Below are 16,815 nucleotides of genomic sequence, written 5' to 3' on the forward strand. Positions count from 1 at the left end.
ATTAAATTAAATTAAATTAAAGTAAATGAAATTAAAGTAAATGAAATTAAAGTAAATGAAATTAAAGTAAATGAAATTAAGCTTTTCTTTTATAAGTCACAAACCTAAAGTCTAACTCACTTTTTTCATCATGCATCTGCCCAGATTCTTCCGCGACTACGAATTCGCTTGGCAATTCAGGATAAAACGCATCGCCATCAGTGATTTCAGTATCAACATGAGTCAGCTCAATACGGTCGGTATATACCAAGGCATCGCTAAAGACGCGCTCGCCGCCAATCACCCAAATCGTATCAAGATGCGCACTATGAGCAAGGCTAGCTGCTTGTGTCAGCGCATCTTCTAAATTATGCATGACATAGGCTTTTTCACTACCGACCAAACCTTTTTGCTCAGCATAATCTAGTTGGGTAGTGATAATAAAGCTGATACGTTTTGGTAGTGGTCGGCTGCTCATCGACTCAAACGTCTTGCGACCCATGATGACGATACCTTGTATCATGCCATTATCGTTTGGTTTGGTCGTCATACTTTTAAAATGCTGCAAGTCGGCTGAGATATGCCAAGGCAAATCATTGCCTTTACCAATACAGCGATTGCTACTGATAGCCGCTATTTGGGCAACTTCGGTGTTGGCATAGCTCATAAATTGTCCTTTGCTAATATTTAAATATGGTTTAAAACAGACAAGTAAATAGTTGAATAAACAGACGCTATACCGCCACTTGCGCTTTAATAGCTGGATGCGACTCATAACCATTGACGCTAATATCATCGTATTTGAAATCAAAAATATCTTTCACATCAGGGTTAAGTGTCAAGGTTGGCAGTGTATAAAGCGAGCGCGTCAGCTGCAATTCGACTTGCTCACGGTGGTTTTGATAAATATGACAATCGCCACCGGTCCAGATAAATTCGCCAACTTCTAAGCCGCATACTTGTGCGACCATATGAGTCAACATGGCATAGCTGGCAATATTAAAGGGCACACCTAGAAATAAATCTGCTGAACGCTGATAGAGCTGGCATGACAGTTTATTGTCCGCAACAAAAAACTGAAATAGCGTATGACAAGGCGGCAAAGCAACTTGCTCCGCTTCACCCGGATTCCAGCCAGAGACAATCAAGCGCCGCGAGTTAGGATTAGTCTTAATTTGCTCAATAACTTGGCTGATTTGATCGACGCCATCAACATTATAAGCACCGTCCTCAGCTTTAGTCGCCCCATAATTGCGCCATTGATGACCGTAAACTGGGCCCAAATCCCCAGCAGGGCGTCTAAAACGCGCAGTTTGCTCTGCCGTTGCCCATTCATTCCAAATACGCACACCGTTTTGTTGTAAATAATCGACGTGGGTACTACCACTTAAAAACCATAATAATTCATAAGTAATAGATTTAAGGTGAACTTTTTTGGTGGTTAATAGTGGAAAACCATCGGCTAAATTAAAACGTAGTTGCGCGCCAAAATGGCTAAGCGTACCCGTTCCAGTACGGTCACCTTTTTCAGTGCCTTCACTCATGACAAGTCTTAGCAGGTCTAAATAGGCTTGCTCGTTTTTACTCTGTTTGTTGTTATTAATGGAGCTGTTCATGGTCATAAAGTTACTCTTTGCGCTTTAAAGTGTCTTATCAAAACAATGTCTTATCAAAACAGTATCTTATCAAAATTATACTTAGCAGGTGCTAGATAAACATACCGCTTAATAAGCGGCGTGCTTACCCCAATCATAAATACCGCGTTTATAAGCATAAATCAGCATAATCAAGCCGGCGATAATCATCGGTGCGCTTAAGATTTGCCCTTTGGTCATCCAACCTAACAATATGAATCCTTGGTCAGCATCTGGCTGGCGGAAGAATTCAATGATAAAGCGGCTGATACCGTAGCCTAGTAGGAACACCGCAGAAGCGGCCATACGTGGACGCGGCTTTGATGAATACCACCATAAGAAGATAAATAGCAGCAGACCTTCGGCAAAGGCTTCATATAGCTGCGATGGATGACGAGGCAGTATGTATTGACCATTAACCTCAATCATCAGCTCTTGTAGCTCAGGATTGGTTTGTAATTGCTGCATATCAAAGGCAGCGGCTTGCGGGAAATAAGTTAGCCAGTTATAGCCACCGTCTGAGACACGTCCCCATAGTTCACCGTTGATATAGTTGCCGATACGACCAAACAGTAAGCCGGTCGGCACACAAGGTACGATAAAGTCGAATACTTGAAAGGTAGTCTTTTTATATTTACGGGCAAAGAACCACATACCAAGCATGACGCCGATAAAGCCACCGTGGAAAGACATACCGCCTTCCCATACTTTTAAGATATAGGCAGGGTTTTGAAGTAATTCGCCAAACTGATAAAACAGCACATAACCAATACGACCGCCTAAAATGACACCAAGCGCGCCATAAAAGACCAAATCAGACACCATATCGGTGGTCCAATTGTCGCGTTTGGTGCTGCGATACCAAGCCAGACCATAAGCGGCAGCAAAGGCCAGTAAATACATCAAACCATACCAGTGCACTTCTACTGGACCCAAGGAAAGCGCTACGGGATCATACTGAGGATGAATCATCATAAAGGCATCATTATTATTGGTAATAGAATGCTAGTCATAATAGCAAAATTCGTCCCTTGCGAACACTATGATAAATGTAGGAATAAATAAAGGCATTAGTAAATAAATCATTGAATGGTTGAATACATAGCAAAGCGCAGCAAAAACCGATAAGATGAAAAAAGCGACTCAATTTCTAAGGAACCGTTATGCAGCCCTATTTATCGACATTATCTTTACTAAGTCTAGTGGCATCAGGCGTTACGTTCTGGGTTCCTATCAGCGCACAAGCCGCTATAAGTAATATTGAGAACATCACCATTTACCAAGGCTTAGCCAGTGTAACGCGTACCTTGCTAATTAGCGGTAACGGCGAGCAAACGCTAGTTTTTTCTTGTTTATCGTCGAGCATCGAAGCAGATAGTATCAGTGTTCAAGCTATTGGTAATGTCAATGTTGGCGAAATTAGTATCGAAACCTTGAGCGCTGAGCAAGCGGCACAATGCCAATATCAAGGTGATTCTAATGTACAGAGTCAGCAGAGTAATTTAGCAGATATCAGTGCTGAGTTAGAAGCAGCACGTTTAGCTAAAGCCTATTTGCAAAACCTGACCAAGGTCACGCAAATGAATACGGCTGGCACCCTTGCCAATAATGCCCGTGATTTAGAGACACAAGCCGCCAGTATTAATAAAAAAATTATAGCGCTACAAAAGCAAGAAGCTCGTGCTAAAGATGACTTAAATCTGCTGGTCGCTGGCAGTACGACATCAGTACAAAATAATGTCACTCAAGTCAGTGTGCGTACTGCTAGTCGTTCTGCCAGTAGTGTGAAATTGCACTATCAAGTCCGTGGCGCCAGTTGGGAACCGACTTATCAAGCACGTTTGAATACAGTGACGGCGCAGCTAGATATTACCGCCTCTGCCGTCATCGCCCAACAAACGGGAGAGAACTGGAGCAACGTACCCGTTATCTTAAGCACTGTTAACCCCAATCAAACGACGACCAGTCAGCTACCACGAGTCGAGCGTTTATCATTATATGAAGAACAGCAAAATAGTAAATTGGCGCGCTATGCACAGCCAATGATGGAGACAGCTGCGGCACCAGTCGTCGTTTCTGGGAGAGACAACTATGGCGGTACAGGGGATATGGCACCGCTCCCCAGCTTTACGGTTAGCAGTCAAAATAAAAATGGTATTACTGAATATCGCTTACCGCAGCGCGTCAGTATTCCTAGTGATGGCAGGCGCGTACGCACGATTATTGACGAGCAATCCGGCACCAGTAAGCTGTGGCTACGCAGTACGCCTAGTGCCGAGGCTGCCGCTTACTGGTATGCGTCTGCACCATTTTTGACACCAGCTTGGGCGGATGGCTCGTTGCAACTGTACCGCGACGATAATTATGTTGGTCAGTCGCGCTATGATTATCAAAGTCTAAAAGAGCAGGGCATTGGTTTTGGTATCGACCCGAGCCTGCTTGTGAAACAGCTGACTGATGAAGACAAAAAAGGTGATAAAGGCGTATTTAACCGCCAACAGACTAAAACCATCACACAAACTTATCAATTTACCAATCAGCACAATCGTAGCGTGAGCATGCAAGTGTTAGGCGCAGAACCTGTGAGTAGCGACGACAGTATTAAAGTAAGCGCAACGCATACACCAGCGATTAGCAAAAAAGATTGGAATGATAATAAAGGTATGGTCGCATGGGAGTTTGATTTACCAAGCAAACAATCTCAAGTAGTGCAGTCGATCTATCAAATTAGCTATCCTGCGGATAAAAAATTAAACACCAATTAAATGCTGAAAATATCAATATAAAGGAATGTTATGTGTATTGTCGCCATTGCTTGGCAGTTATTCGATGAGCTGCCTTTGGTTTTATTGTCCAATCGTGATGAGTTTTTGCAGCGTCCGACCGAGGCGCTACATCAATGGGAAGATAAGCCTATTTATGCGGGACGCGATAAGCAAAGTGGCGGTACTTGGCTGGGCATTCACCAACAGCAGCTGACGAATTTTTATCAACAAAATGGACGCTGGGCAGCAGTATTGAACTTTCGTGATGGGATACAGGCAAGTAATGATGAGCGCTCGCGTGGTGCATTAGTAACTGACTTTTTGACCAGTACTTTAAGCCCGATGGACTTTGCGCGACAAATCAGCTTGCAAGAGTATGCTGGATTTAACCTTATTATTGGCGATACGATGCAAGCGGTCATTGTTAATAATCGTGGTCATGCACCCACGCCATTATATGCAGGGCTACATGTGATTTCTAACGGTCAACCAGAAGAAGCTTGGTTCAAAACAGAGCGTTTGCGTGGTCGGCTACGTCAAGAAGTGCTGCCTTTAATTAGCGAAGATAGCTCAACGACATACTGGCAAGAAGCTGCTTTTTCCGTCATGTCAGATACCACGCCAGCACCAATAGAAAATCTGCCTGATACTGGGATCGATATTGAAATTGAACAGGCGCTGTCATCTATCTATATTGAAACTACTGCGCTAAGAGGAACTAATGATAAAGCAATGCCAAGCTATGGCACACGAACACAAAGTATTTTGACTTTGAGCAGTCATTCTCAGCTTGCCAATTCGCCAGTGAAGTATATTGCTCGATTAAACAGTCGAGAACATCAACACAATATCACTAAGAGTATATAAGCCTCTCATAGACTCCTAGTGATACTCAACTATAGATATATGACAAACTCGGTAGCGGCTATTAAACACTGAATAATGGATAGTTATTAAATCCTTAATTAAAATGTGGGTTTTACTTTAAATTAAACTTAATATGTAATAATATGAATATATAACTTATTAAGTTTAATGCCCGTTAAGTAAATGTTGACCACACAAGGAATGTGAAATGACTATGATGAAATCACTAATATTTATTGAGCCAGGTAAAATTGAGATTGTAAAAAAAAAGATTCCTGATGTAGGACCAAATGATGCACTATTAAAAATTACCACAACCACGATTTGTGGTACCGATATCCATATTTTTAAAGGTGAGTATCCTGTTGCCAAAGGACTGACGATTGGTCATGAGCCGGTAGGTATTATCGAAAAATTAGGCTCGGCGGTACAAGGCTATAAAGAAGGACAGAGAGTTATCGCTGGTGCCATTTGTCCAAGCTTTAGCTCATATGCCTGTCAGGATGGCTTTCCATCACAAGATGGCGGCTACATTCAGCCAGACGGCAGTTGTGCTTGCCATGGTTATAAAGCAACGGGTGGTTGGCGTTTTGGTAATATTATTGATGGTACGCAAGCAGAATATGTTTTAGTACCAGATGCACAGGCCAATCTTGCGCCTGTGCCAGATGGTCTTACCGATGAACAAGTACTGATGTGCCCCGATATTATGTCTACAGGGTTTAAAGGTGCGGAGAATGCCAATATTAATATTGGTGATATCGTTGCTATATTCGCCCAAGGACCTATTGGTTTATGCGCTACTGCTGGCGCAAGGCTCAAAGGTGCTTCTACTATCATCGCCGTTGACGGCAACAATCAGCGTTTAGCAATGGCTAAAAAGATGGGTGCTGATATCACATTTAACTTCAATGAAGTGGATGTGGTTGACGAGATATTAAAACTCACCGGTGGTCGCGGTGTTGATAGCAGCATCGAGGCACTTGGTTTAAAAACCACCTTTGAGCAGGCGCTTAAAGTACTAAAACCAGGCGGAACACTATCGAGCCTCGGTGTTTATTCTGAAGATTTAACCATTCCGATGGCTCATTTTGCCTCAGGTCTCGGTGACCACACGATTCGCACGGCTCTATGTCCAGGCGGTAAAGAGCGCATGCGCCGTTTAATGAATGTCATTGAAACAGGACGTGTTGATTTATCAGAAATGGTTACCCATACTTATGCTTTAGATGACATCGTAGCAGCATATGACTTATTTATGCATCAACGTGATGGCGTCTTGAAGATTGCTATCAAGCCATAATTTGAGCCCTCATAAATACAAAACAGCCTGTCTCTAGTGATACAGGCTGTTTTGTATTTGATATTAAAAAAACTCTAGCTATCTATTCCACCAACAAATGATTGTTTTGTTCAGGAATAATAAGTCCTTGTTGGAGAGGTAATTCGGGCACCAATTCTTGCAAGGCGCGACGATATACCCCGCGTTTAAAGTGAATCACTTGTCCGAGTGGATACCAGTAACTGACCCATTGCCAGTTATCAAACTCTGGTTTGCCCTCATCAAAGCGTATATGTTGAGTGTTCGGCTCATCTAAGCGTAGCAAAAACCATTTCTGTTTTTGCCCAATACACAAAGGATACTGTCCATGCCGCACGTAGCGTTTCGGCAAGCGGTAGCGCAACCAATCTTGCGTGACCGCCAGCAGATCGACATGGCGCGGATGTAGACCGACCTCTTCCCAGAGCTCGCGATACATCGCATCCATCGGTGTCTCCCCGCGGTCGATACCACCTTGAGGGAACTGCCAAGCGTTGTGACCAATACGTTTTGCCCACAGAACTTGCCCTTGTGTATTTGCCAAGATGATGCCGACATTGGCGCGAAAGCCGTCTGCATCTATCATGACCTAACCTTTTAAAATGTGTAAAAATAGCTTATTTCAACAAGGTACAGTGACAGCAATCATAATTATTATAGGGTGATTGCTAACGATACTTTGACAAAATAAGATTCATTACCACCATTAAACCAAGAAACAAGCAAAATGTGTAACAGTATTTTGCTATAAAATGTTTCACAGCTTTAATGATTTAAAATCAAGAGCTTATATCAATATATATGAGCGGACTTTTGTATATTTTTTAGCAAAGTTATATTGTTATAAGGGCTTTTACTTTAGCCGCCAATCGTTAATGAGTATGAGAGCTTACTTAAAAATATAAGTAATACTACAAGTTTTTGATTCATCAAAGCTCGTTTTAGCTTATGCTACACTAGTCATATTCTGCTTATCTAAATTAACAATAAAATAGAAAATTGATAAATTTATTCTTATACATTGAATCAACGATTTTGAAAAAATAAAAACCTATCATCAAATTAAACAAGGATTATTTGAAATGTCAGAATCTAAAGCAAGCGTTACGTGGCAACAAGACAAAGCCTTTATAGGTGTATCGCCATCAGGTCATAATGTACAAATCGATGCCGATAAAGAAAAAGGTGCCAGCCCAATGGAGCTTATCCTATTGGGACTAGGCGGCTGTGCCAGCTATGACGTAGTAGCGATTTTGCAGAAGTCGCGTCAAGAAGTGAAAGACGTGCGTTGTGAGTTAACCGCTCAGCGTGCCGAAACCGTACCGGCGGTTTATACTGACATTCATATGCATTTTGTGGTGACAGGACAAGATGTCAAAGAAAGCCAAGTAGAAAGAGCCATTAAACTGTCCGCAGAAAAATACTGCTCAGCGAGCCGTATGCTGGTACAGGGCGGGGTAAATGTCACGCACGACTTTGAAGTTATCGCAGGATAAAGGCGAACATATCGATGAATTTATTCTTAGGATTGGTCTCTGATACCGCAGCATCAGCCATTTGGGCAATGGTGGTGGCAAGTCTGTTGCCATTAACGATGGCATTGACCGCAAAAATGCTCGGTGGTTTTAACATGGCTGATAATGCCCATCCGCGAGAGTTTTTACAAGGTATAACGGGCACAGCCGCTCGTGCTAATGCGGCGCAGCAAAATAGTTATGAGACCTTGCCAGTATTCTTGGCTGCCGTCTTAGTGGCGATGCTGTTTTTTGTGCCACAGATTATCGTCAATACATTGGCATGGCTATACGTGCTGATTCGTATCGGTTATTGTGTTGCTTACATCACTAATTTGGCGATGTTTCGCTCTATTCTTTGGGTGCTGTCAATTGCCTGCTGTCTCATGCTCTTTTACTTAGCGATTCGGATCAGTATGTAGCTGTATTTGAATAATAATGATATTTATTCTAAGATAAAAACAAGATATCTATTGCAGGATAAAGGCAAAAGGCAGCTAACATTATCGTTCACTCAGTTGTAGTGCGCTAATGATAGCTGCTTTATTTTTTTCCCTTTTAATACTGTCCCATAATATCTTTGCCTCGCTATAACCTTTGGTGAGCATGGCTAACCACTGCTTATAACGTCCGACCAATACGATGTCACTTTTTGCCGCACCTTGCAAAAATTTAATCTGATGCGCAATCAGATCTTGCCATACTAGTGTCGCTATATTCTCTATATTTTGACTATTATTATCAATTCGCGCAATCAAATCAGGACGGGTCACAGCTCCGCGTCCTAGCATTAAATGGTTAGTCCCTGACTGCGTCATACAGTTTTGTGCGTGCTCACTATTCCAAATCTCTCCATTGGCAATCACTGGAATATCTAAGGTGTTAAAGTTTTGAATCTTATCCCAGTAAGCGGGTGGCTTATAACCTTGGGTCTTGGTTCGTGCGTGAATAGTCAGCCAATCAGCACCGCTCGCAGCAATCGCTCCACGGATATCATCCATACGACTAGTGTCGGTATAACCCAAGCGAATCTTTGCTGATACCGGAATATGAGTAGGCACAGCTTGGCGTACGGCGCTGATAATTTCATACATTACTTCAGGCTCATCAAGTAGCACTGAGCCACCGCGATGATTATTGACCGTCTTTGCCGGACAACCAAAGTTGATATCAATAGCAGGCGCACCAAGCTCACAAGCATAAGCGGCATTTTCTGCCATTAATTGTGCCTCGCTACCAAGTAGCTGAATATGAATCGGCGTACCAGATGCAGTTTTGGCATCGTGATGCAATTCTGGAACGTATTTGTACAATACATGCGCTGGTAACACATGCTGAGTAACCCGAATAAACTCACTCACTGACCAATCATAAGGACGACCTAAGTCTATCGCAATTTGAGTTAGGATTTGCCGCATTAATGGATCAGTCAAACCTTCCATTGGGGCAAGTAGGCGGACGGGATTGGCAAATAATTGCTGTATGGTTGTTTGACGTTGTTGCCTTGCTTGAGATAAAGAGCGAGACAAAATATCAAGTTGTTGGATACTCATAGCTTATTACTTATTAGTATAAAGTCGTTATAAATTGGCATCGTAGAATAAATCTAGTAACTGATAAAAAGGTTAGGAATTACCAAAAATGACTTTTTTGCCGGTCTGTAATCCTGATATCAAGTCTTTAATATTGTGAATATCTAAGTTGCTTTGGGCACGTGTACAAGCAACATAAAGCAAACGCAATTCTTCTGGGCTGATTTTAACCGCATTGGTGGTCACATCATAATAAAAATCATCGTCTAGCTGCACTTTTCCCCACTCAAGACCTTTGGCTTTATGAGCGGTTGAGATGACATAATCGGCATTTTCTATACTGGATAAGCTATTTACCGCTTGACTCAACACATTGGTACCGTGATCATCGACCAATTTGACCAGTGTTTTTAAATCACTACCCTCATTGGTTTCAGAATACTCTTGTACATCACTCCAATTATAAAAATACGCCAGCTCAGGTACGCCATACGCCGATTTACCATTTTTTAAATTTTCGGCTGCCTGACAGAACTTCAGCATCCGATCTGTATCGGCTTGTAGCGCCACTCTATGCCCAAGCTTTAGACCCGTTAATAGTTGTGACATAGCGGCAGCATTGGTACGGCAAAGAATGGCATCTTTTTTAGTGTGTACCATGCCTTTATCGGTAGACGATTGCTTATTTGGATTGCCTTTTAAAGGCACATCTTCTTGTAGTGCCTTTAATAACGTATTAGCAATTTCGGCAATTGGCTCACCAAAACGAAAAGATTGCGTCAATAATGTTTGCGGCAAGGGTAGTTTTTTCATGGCATTGACCGCACCGCGCCACTCATAAATCTGCTGATGAGCATCACCCACGTAGATGACTTGGCGTGGCTGCTGAGTCAAAATGCCCATCATCAGCGGGTCAGCATCTTGCGCTTCATCGAATAAAATAAAATCTGCTGGGATACTCGGTTTTGATAATGCCCAAAGCTTGAGGTAAATATCATGTCCGATACCGGCAGGATGGCGCGCATCAATCGACTGTAACCAGCGCTGCTCAACGGCAGGGTAGAGCATCTCACGTAACTGCTCGGCATCTGAGCCATCAAGCCAACTTGGAAATAGGATATGCCTTGGCGCAGGATAGCTGGCATGCGTACTACAAAAATTGCTAATAGCATCACTAACAAAGCGCGATAATCGTGCTGGCGTGAGGGTAATATATTTATTAACGCCGTCCATCTGCCTACGTACTTGTACGGGTTGCAGACCTAAATCATCACCCAAACGCTTAGGTGAAAAACGCGGTAAAGAAAGCTTTGCGGTGATATCACGAGCAACATGACGATAAGCAAGCGAGTGAAATGTGCGACACTCTACATGTGGTGGAAACTTCTGCCGCGCATCGTTGGCAATGGTTTTGTTAAAAGCTAAGTACAAACCGCGTCCACGTAGACGCTCACCAATCAATTTTAGCGTCGTTGTTTTACCGGCACCGGCATAGGCAACCACTTTAAACGACTTGTGATCCATCGCCATATTAAGCGCATTTAACTGCTCTTCAGTGGGATCGCTCATATAAGCTGGCATAGATGCGGACATAGCAAAGCTACCTAAAAGACTAAAAAATGATAAAAATAAGAGGGGTAAAAAAAGCCACTGCATAGACAATGGCTGTTTATATATCGCTGACAAGAATAAAAATATTTTATTCCATATTTATTTACCGCTTAAGCAGGGTCACGATTTTCTTTGATTAAAATTTTCGCTAAAAATAAACCCAGCTCAAATAACAACCACATTGGAATGGCAAGCATCAACATCGACACCCCATCTGGCGGTGTGACAACAGCGGCAACTGCAAAACAGCCGACGATAATATAACGTCGTTTATCTTTTAAGCTCTGAATGGAGACGATACCGACCAATATCAACAGCAAGGTGACAACTGGAATCTCAAATGTTATCCCAAATACCATGAATAATTTGAGCGCAAAACTTAGATAACTGTCGATATCTGTCATCGGCAAGACGTTTTGCGGCGCAAACATTATAAAGAATTTTAGAACGCCTTTGAGTACAATGAAATAAGCAAAAGCCACCCCAGAATAGAATAAAAATATAGAAGACAGCAGCACTGGAATCGCGACTTTCTTCTCTTTTTTATATAAACCTGGCGCCACAAACGACCATATTTGATACAAGATATACGGCATCGCAAAGAATGCGGCGACGAATATCGTTAAGCGTATCGGCGCCATAAAATTTGAAGTGATATCTGTGGCAATCATCGTTGAGTTGGCAGGTAACTGGGCGACCAACGGGTCGGATAGAAAATCATACAATTCACGTGAAAAACCGACCAAGGCTAAAAATATTACTAATACGGCAACGCATATCTTAATTAAATGCCGACGTAACTCAATGAGATGCTCAGTAATAGGCATATCAGCCAATGGACTTAATATGTCGCCCGATTTGTCATTGTTTGCCTTCTCTGCCTTCTCTGCCTTCTCTGCCTTATCTTCAATCGATGAATCCGTTACCTTTTCTAGGCGGCTTTTTTGTCGTTTAAACAAACCCATTACTCACTCTCCTGCTTATTTACAGAAGCCTGTGTATTTAAAGAGCTGTCTAAAAGACTATCGAAACCACTGTTTAATAAAATATCGGCTTTATAGTTCGGTAAGTATGGAGCTGTAGGCAAGCGACGAGCTTTGTCATAAGCACCAAGGCGGAACCACATATTCTCCCACGGCTTAGTTATTATTGGCTGAACAGGCTGCTTAATGGTAGAAGAATCTGTTGCTGCATCACTATTGATGCTAGTTATATCCTGATTTAATAGCTGTTGACTGTTGATTAGGTCATCATCTTCACCATAAGCATAGGAGAAAGATTTAGGCTGATTGCTATTTTGTACAACATCATCATTGTTGACTTGATCAGCTCGTAAGGTAGTCTGGTCTGAAGTTTTGGTATTTTGGTTTTGAGCATTCTCAAACTCTTTCATACTACCGCGTAACTCTGCCATCTCTCGCTTCATATCAGCTTCAGTCTGCCGAATCTTAGCAAGCTCTTTTTGCATCAATTGCCGCGTTTCAGCTAAGTCAAGCTCCGCTTCAATCTCAGATTGCAAGGTAGATACCGTACGACGAATTTTGGCATACCATTGCCCAGCAGTACGCGCCGCTTGCGGTAGCTTTTCTGGCCCCAAGACAATTAAGGCGATGACGCCAAAAAGCAATAATTCAGAAAACCCAATATCAAACATAAGCGTTAAATATCACTATCTAGGTACAGCACGTATTACACCTTGCGGTTATCATCAATAGTGGCGTTGATGTTAGCATCGTCCACTTTATTAGTTGGCGTATGGTCTATTGGGTGAGCATTACCATCATGATCAAGCACCACTTGCTTTTTGGCATGTTCGGTATTTTCGTCTTTGACCGCTTCTTTAAAACCTTTGACTGCGCCGCCCAAATCTTTACCGGCATTTCTTAGCTTAGAGGTGCCGAATACGACAACCACTACCACCAATAATATCAGCCAATGTGTAATAGAAAAACTACCCATAAAGGTATCCTTGTATCTTGGTTTTCAGTCTTTATATGCCGACCTTAAGTCTAACGAATAGCGATATATTCAATAAAGATTCTCGACATACTATGCGAAGTGAAGCAGAGCTATATTATACCCTGCACTTGTGACAAAAAGGTGAAAGCAATAATAATCAAATAGGGTAGAGCTCTAGTTATTAGAACTATCGCGCCGCTTTTTCATCGATACCTGATAGACCAAAGCGTCGACCTAGCTCATTTAACACCGCATCTGATTCGATATCGAACCAAGCCAGCCCTACTAAGGTATGAAACCAAACATCTGCCACTTCATAGATAAGTTCAGAACGTGCTTCGTCATACTGGGCTTTATCCGTATTTTCATCGCAATTGGCAAAATCTTTAGCCGCAATAATGCTTTCGGTGCTTTCCTCACCAACTTTCTCTAGAATTTTATTTAGACCTTTGGCGTATAGGCTTGCCACATAAGAACTATCAGCATCAGCTTGTTTGCGCTCTGCCAATACTTGATCTAACTGCTGCAAAATGGAATGAGCGCTAGGGTTGCTATCATTCTGAATGGTGTCTGAATTAACTGCATTAAGAGACGGCGCTTCGTTAATTTCAGGAATAGTTTGTGTTGCAGCATTTGAATGATAAATCTCCGCAGGATCTTTCAATACTTTATCAACGGTTTGCCACTCAGGAGTTTGCCCTGATAAATCTAAACGCTGATAAAAACAAGATTCGCGACCCGTATGACAAGCGATACCACCTGCTTGAGTGACACTCAGTACAATCACATCGGCATCACAATCTAGACGAATATCATGTATACGCTGCGTATGTCCTGACGACTCACCTTTATGCCATAACTTGGCACGTGAACGCGAAAAATACACCGCCGTTTGTGTTTGCGCGGTCAATTGCAATGACTCAGCATTCATCCATGCCATCATCAAAATACGTCCTGAAACATAATCTTGTGCAATCGCAGGAATCAAACCATCAGCATTAAAATTTACGGCAGTCATCCAAGCAGGTAAAGTCATCATCTTATTGTCGTCTTATAAGTAGAAAGTAATAAAAAGTCGCTAAGTATTTGCTAAGTAATAGTCATTCAGCCTATCTATCATGTATCTGAGCGCTGTATCAAGACGCAATCTCTACTTAAACACAGCTTAGGCTGACATTCAATATCTTAAATCAGTAAATGATGCACAATTATACCTGAGCGGAGTTTTGATAAATTAATAATTGTAAATTAGCCCCAAGTTATTTATAAATAGTTAAAACGTATTTCTTAGTGTTTTTTTATAAAAGTTTAGAGAGTAACTATGAGTTAAATACTGTTTTTTTTGCACGGAACTTTTGGTAAGGGTAGGGAGAAAAACTTTCCTTGGCAAAACAGCAACCTATCTGCTAAAATAGCGCCTCCCACCTCGAGGCAAATAGAGGATTAGTGCTTGTTTTTACAGCCACTAATCATTATTGACTATTTGACGACCAGGTTCTATCAAAGACAAAGAGGCAAATCATCATGAAAAATAAGATGAAAACCAGAAGCGGTGCAGCTAAACGTTTCAAAAAAACAGCGAACGGCTTTAAGCGTAAGCAAGCATTCAAAAGCCATATCTTGACCAAGAAATCAGCTAAGCGTATTCGCCAGTTGCGCGGTCTGAAGATGGTGGACAAGTCTGACGAAGCAGCAGTTCGTCGTATGTGCCCATACATCTAATAGGCTATCGTCATTTATGTTCAGTCTTACTGAATTAAAAATATCTGACTTTGCAATCTGATAACGATATCTATTATTGAATGACATCGTGATTCGTTTAACAGTAATTAAAGAAATCTTGGAGTAATTTATGGCCCGTGTAAAACGTGGTGTACAGGCGAATCGTCGTCACAAAAAAATCCTAAAACGTGCAAAAGGCTACTACGGTGCCCGTTCACGTGTTTACCGCGTAGCGGTACAAGCAGTGACCAAAGCTGGTCAATATGCTTATCGTGACCGTCGCAACAAAAAACGTACTTTCCGTCGTCTTTGGATTGCACGTATTAATGCTGGTGCACGCTTAAACGGCTTAAGCTATAGCCGCTTTATCAATGGCATGAAAAAAGCTAACATTGCAATCGATCGTCGCGTACTTGCTGACATCGCTATGCATGATGCAGCAACTTTCACAGCCTTGGTTGAAAAAGCAAAAGCGGCATTAGCATAAATATTAGCTATACTTTAGATATGCTGCTTGTTTAGTCAGAATTTATAAGTAGTTATCTATATGGATAGTGATAATATTGATTAATAGTATGATATTAATAAAAGCTACCGCTGGTCGGTGGCTTTTTTTATATAACATTGTCGGACAGCCAGTTTTTTAGCGCTATGATCACATACCTTTTTATAAAACAGCATTTATTGCCGTCCAAATTATCGTCGTCTAAATATTCAAGCCATTCATATCGCTAGCATTATCGTTACATGAATGGATAAATGGTTTGCAATATTTGGTCAAATCCCTACTATTAATAGTTCGTCTAAATCAGGAATGATGCGTCTTATGACTACCCCTGCTGCTAACAACGATTTGTCGGCGTTACCGACCCTATCCTCAGAGCTTAATGAGCTTAATGAAGCTCAATTAATTGAATTTACCAGTGCTGCTGAAGCTTTAATTTTACAAGTCACCGATATACGTCTATTACAAGATTTGCGCGTACAATTGACCGGTAAAAAGAGCCCGTTGACTGGCTGGTCGAAGCAGATGGGTAAACTGAGTAGCGATGATAAAAAGACTTTTGGTGGTTGGTTACATGAAGTACGTAGCCGTATTCAAGATGCTTTAACAGCGCAGCAGCAGTATCTAGAAGTGGCGGCATTAAACGCTAAACTTGCAAGCGAGAGCATCGATATCACCTTGCCTGCACGCGGTGGACAAAAAGGTCATTTGCATCCAGTGACTATGATTACTCAGCGTATGCAGCAGTATTTTATACAAGCTGGTTTTAATGTCGCAACCGGTCCTGAAGTCGAGAGCGACTATTATAACTTCGAAGCACTGAATATCCCTTCGCATCATCCTGCGCGCGCCATGCACGATACCTTCTATTTTGATGCGCACTATCTATTACGCACGCATACCAGTCCAGTGCAAATTCGCACTATGGAAAAGAATGAGCCACCGATTCGTATTATTTGTCCAGGTCGCGTGTATCGCAATGATTCAGACCAAACTCACTCGCCGATGTTTCATCAGCTAGAAGGGCTTATGGTTACAGAGTCGAGTACTTTTGCTGAACTGAAAGGTTTGATTAGTGAGTTCTTAGAAGCCTTTTTTGCCAAAGAGCTGACCGTTCGTTTCCGTCCATCTTTCTTCCCATTCACTGAGCCTTCTGCTGAAGTAGACATCCTAGATGACAATGGCAAATGGCTTGAGGTTATGGGCTGCGGTATGGTGCATCCACAAGTGCTGACCAACTGCGGTATTGATGCCGAAAAATACACTGGCTTTGCCTTTGGCATGGGGATTGAACGCTTTGCAATGTTGTATTACGGCATCGATGATTTGCGCCTATTTTTCCAAAATGACGTACGCTTCTTAAAGCAGTTTGGCTAGATTGTCGTTATTAATACGCCTACCTTTAC

18 protein-coding genes are annotated in these 16,815 nt (G+C 42.0%); 8 read left to right on the plus strand and 10 right to left on the minus strand.

Translation table 11 applies throughout. From position 1 onward, the window contains the following. Positions 1-76: 76 nt before the first annotated feature. From ACMHKH_RS02780 to lgt, 3 genes are all read right to left on the minus strand, one after another. Positions 77-646 carry a dihydrofolate reductase gene (locus tag ACMHKH_RS02780; protein ID WP_413519148.1) on the minus strand — a complete coding sequence of 190 codons (570 nt, stop codon included), beginning with the start codon at positions 644-646 and terminating at the stop codon, positions 77-79. A 67-nt stretch (positions 647-713) separates the two neighbouring features. Then, positions 714-1,601 (minus strand): thymidylate synthase, encoded by an 888-nt coding sequence (locus ACMHKH_RS02785; protein ID WP_413519149.1) that lies wholly within the window; start codon positions 1,599-1,601, stop codon positions 714-716. 102 nt (positions 1,602-1,703) lie between these two features. Next, positions 1,704-2,588 (minus strand): prolipoprotein diacylglyceryl transferase, encoded by an 885-nt coding sequence (lgt, locus tag ACMHKH_RS02790; RefSeq protein WP_413519150.1) that lies wholly within the window; start codon positions 2,586-2,588, stop codon positions 1,704-1,706. Between the two features lie 188 nt (positions 2,589-2,776). Between lgt and ACMHKH_RS02795 the strand changes: the two genes are divergently transcribed. The 3 genes from ACMHKH_RS02795 to ACMHKH_RS02805 all read left to right on the plus strand — a co-directional run bounded on the left by ACMHKH_RS02795 (position 2,777) and on the right by ACMHKH_RS02805 (position 6,548). Continuing rightward, a complete protein-coding gene (locus ACMHKH_RS02795; protein ID WP_413519151.1) occupies positions 2,777-4,378 on the plus strand; it encodes a DUF4139 domain-containing protein in 1,602 nt (533 codons plus the stop codon). Between the two features lie 30 nt (positions 4,379-4,408). After that, a complete protein-coding gene (locus tag ACMHKH_RS02800) occupies positions 4,409-5,245 on the plus strand; it encodes an NRDE family protein (RefSeq protein ID WP_413519152.1) in 837 nt (278 codons plus the stop codon). 214 nt (positions 5,246-5,459) lie between these two features. Continuing rightward, the gene (locus ACMHKH_RS02805; protein WP_413519153.1) at positions 5,460-6,548 is read left to right on the plus strand and encodes an NAD(P)-dependent alcohol dehydrogenase; all 1,089 of its coding nucleotides are present in this window, start codon (positions 5,460-5,462) and stop codon (positions 6,546-6,548) included. 82 nt (positions 6,549-6,630) lie between these two features. Here ACMHKH_RS02805 and ACMHKH_RS02810 read toward each other — a convergent pair whose 3' ends face one another. Next, entirely contained in the window at positions 6,631-7,152 is a 522-nt protein-coding gene (locus ACMHKH_RS02810; RefSeq protein ID WP_413519154.1) for an RNA pyrophosphohydrolase, read from the minus strand. 496 nt (positions 7,153-7,648) lie between these two features. On the opposite strand from ACMHKH_RS02810, the gene ACMHKH_RS02815 reads away from it, so the two are divergent. Together ACMHKH_RS02815 and ACMHKH_RS02820 are read left to right on the plus strand one after the other, a co-directional pair. After that, a complete protein-coding gene (locus ACMHKH_RS02815) occupies positions 7,649-8,062 on the plus strand; it encodes an OsmC family protein (protein WP_413519155.1) in 414 nt (137 codons plus the stop codon). Positions 8,063-8,076: 14 nt separating this feature from the next. Beyond that, complete coding sequence (locus tag ACMHKH_RS02820; RefSeq protein ID WP_413519156.1) at positions 8,077-8,502, plus strand: MAPEG family protein; 426 nt, start codon at positions 8,077-8,079, stop codon at positions 8,500-8,502. Between the two features lie 81 nt (positions 8,503-8,583). On the opposite strand, the gene ACMHKH_RS02825 is transcribed toward ACMHKH_RS02820, so the two are convergent. The 6 genes from ACMHKH_RS02825 to hisI all read right to left on the minus strand — a co-directional run bounded on the left by ACMHKH_RS02825 (position 8,584) and on the right by hisI (position 14,218). Next, positions 8,584-9,633 carry a tRNA dihydrouridine synthase gene (locus ACMHKH_RS02825; protein WP_413519157.1) on the minus strand — a complete coding sequence of 350 codons (1,050 nt, stop codon included), beginning with the start codon at positions 9,631-9,633 and terminating at the stop codon, positions 8,584-8,586. Between the two features lie 72 nt (positions 9,634-9,705). Beyond that, positions 9,706-11,205, minus strand: coding sequence for a UvrD-helicase domain-containing protein (locus ACMHKH_RS02830; protein ID WP_413519158.1), 1,500 nt, complete (start codon positions 11,203-11,205; stop codon positions 9,706-9,708). Positions 11,206-11,333: 128 nt separating this feature from the next. Next, a complete protein-coding gene (gene tatC, locus ACMHKH_RS02835; protein ID WP_413519159.1) occupies positions 11,334-12,188 on the minus strand; it encodes a twin-arginine translocase subunit TatC in 855 nt (284 codons plus the stop codon). Then, positions 12,188-12,877 (minus strand): Sec-independent protein translocase protein TatB, encoded by a 690-nt coding sequence (tatB, locus tag ACMHKH_RS02840; RefSeq protein WP_413519160.1) that lies wholly within the window; start codon positions 12,875-12,877, stop codon positions 12,188-12,190. The genes tatC and tatB overlap by 1 nt, the downstream gene beginning before the upstream one ends. Positions 12,878-12,912: 35 nt before the next feature. Beyond that, positions 12,913-13,182: a Sec-independent protein translocase subunit TatA gene (gene tatA / locus ACMHKH_RS02845; RefSeq protein ID WP_413519161.1), complete on the minus strand. Its 270-nt coding sequence runs from the start codon at positions 13,180-13,182 to the stop codon at positions 12,913-12,915. 187 nt (positions 13,183-13,369) lie between these two features. After that, positions 13,370-14,218: a phosphoribosyl-AMP cyclohydrolase gene (hisI, locus tag ACMHKH_RS02850; protein WP_413519174.1), complete on the minus strand. Its 849-nt coding sequence runs from the start codon at positions 14,216-14,218 to the stop codon at positions 13,370-13,372. A gap of 488 nt (positions 14,219-14,706) precedes the next feature. On the opposite strand from hisI, the gene rpmI reads away from it, so the two are divergent. The 3 genes from rpmI (at position 14,707) to pheS (ending at position 16,786) form a co-directional block, all read left to right on the plus strand. Next, a complete protein-coding gene (rpmI, locus tag ACMHKH_RS02855) occupies positions 14,707-14,904 on the plus strand; it encodes a 50S ribosomal protein L35 (protein ID WP_201570393.1) in 198 nt (65 codons plus the stop codon). A gap of 130 nt (positions 14,905-15,034) precedes the next feature. After that, a complete protein-coding gene (gene rplT, locus ACMHKH_RS02860; RefSeq protein ID WP_413519162.1) occupies positions 15,035-15,391 on the plus strand; it encodes a 50S ribosomal protein L20 in 357 nt (118 codons plus the stop codon). Positions 15,392-15,730: 339 nt separating this feature from the next. Next, positions 15,731-16,786 carry a phenylalanine--tRNA ligase subunit alpha gene (gene pheS, locus ACMHKH_RS02865; protein WP_413519163.1) on the plus strand — a complete coding sequence of 352 codons (1,056 nt, stop codon included), beginning with the start codon at positions 15,731-15,733 and terminating at the stop codon, positions 16,784-16,786. The last annotated feature ends 29 nt before the right edge of the window (positions 16,787-16,815 follow it).

It is taken from the genome of Psychrobacter glacincola (genome assembly GCF_965118485.1).
GTDB lineage: Bacteria > Pseudomonadota > Gammaproteobacteria > Pseudomonadales > Moraxellaceae > Psychrobacter > Psychrobacter glacincola_D.

What these genes read in the sequence shown, in the direction of transcription:
- ACMHKH_RS02815 (WP_413519155.1), top strand. Translation starts at nt 7,649, where the DNA reads ATGTCAGAATCTAAAGCAAGCGTTACGTGGCAACAAGACAAAGCCTTT.
- ACMHKH_RS02830 (WP_413519158.1), bottom strand. Translation starts at nt 11,205, where the DNA reads ATGTCCGCATCTATGCCAGCTTATATGAGCGATCCCACTGAAGAGCAG.
- lgt (WP_413519150.1), bottom strand. Translation starts at nt 2,588, where the DNA reads ATGATGATTCATCCTCAGTATGATCCCGTAGCGCTTTCCTTGGGTCCA.
- ACMHKH_RS02785 (WP_413519149.1), bottom strand. Translation starts at nt 1,601, where the DNA reads ATGACCATGAACAGCTCCATTAATAACAACAAACAGAGTAAAAACGAG.
- tatA (WP_413519161.1), bottom strand. Translation starts at nt 13,182, where the DNA reads ATGGGTAGTTTTTCTATTACACATTGGCTGATATTATTGGTGGTAGTG.
- pheS (WP_413519163.1), top strand. Translation starts at nt 15,731, where the DNA reads ATGACTACCCCTGCTGCTAACAACGATTTGTCGGCGTTACCGACCCTA.
- ACMHKH_RS02805 (WP_413519153.1), top strand. Translation starts at nt 5,460, where the DNA reads ATGATGAAATCACTAATATTTATTGAGCCAGGTAAAATTGAGATTGTA.
- ACMHKH_RS02820 (WP_413519156.1), top strand. Translation starts at nt 8,077, where the DNA reads ATGAATTTATTCTTAGGATTGGTCTCTGATACCGCAGCATCAGCCATT.
- rpmI (WP_201570393.1), top strand. Translation starts at nt 14,707, where the DNA reads ATGAAAAATAAGATGAAAACCAGAAGCGGTGCAGCTAAACGTTTCAAA.
- ACMHKH_RS02825 (WP_413519157.1), bottom strand. Translation starts at nt 9,633, where the DNA reads ATGAGTATCCAACAACTTGATATTTTGTCTCGCTCTTTATCTCAAGCA.
- ACMHKH_RS02800 (WP_413519152.1), top strand. Translation starts at nt 4,409, where the DNA reads ATGTGTATTGTCGCCATTGCTTGGCAGTTATTCGATGAGCTGCCTTTG.
- tatB (WP_413519160.1), bottom strand. Translation starts at nt 12,877, where the DNA reads ATGTTTGATATTGGGTTTTCTGAATTATTGCTTTTTGGCGTCATCGCC.
- tatC (WP_413519159.1), bottom strand. Translation starts at nt 12,188, where the DNA reads ATGGGTTTGTTTAAACGACAAAAAAGCCGCCTAGAAAAGGTAACGGAT.
- rplT (WP_413519162.1), top strand. Translation starts at nt 15,035, where the DNA reads ATGGCCCGTGTAAAACGTGGTGTACAGGCGAATCGTCGTCACAAAAAA.
- hisI (WP_413519174.1), bottom strand. Translation starts at nt 14,218, where the DNA reads ATGACTTTACCTGCTTGGATGACTGCCGTAAATTTTAATGCTGATGGT.
- ACMHKH_RS02795 (WP_413519151.1), top strand. Translation starts at nt 2,777, where the DNA reads ATGCAGCCCTATTTATCGACATTATCTTTACTAAGTCTAGTGGCATCA.
- ACMHKH_RS02810 (WP_413519154.1), bottom strand. Translation starts at nt 7,152, where the DNA reads ATGATAGATGCAGACGGCTTTCGCGCCAATGTCGGCATCATCTTGGCA.
- ACMHKH_RS02780 (WP_413519148.1), bottom strand. Translation starts at nt 646, where the DNA reads ATGAGCTATGCCAACACCGAAGTTGCCCAAATAGCGGCTATCAGTAGC.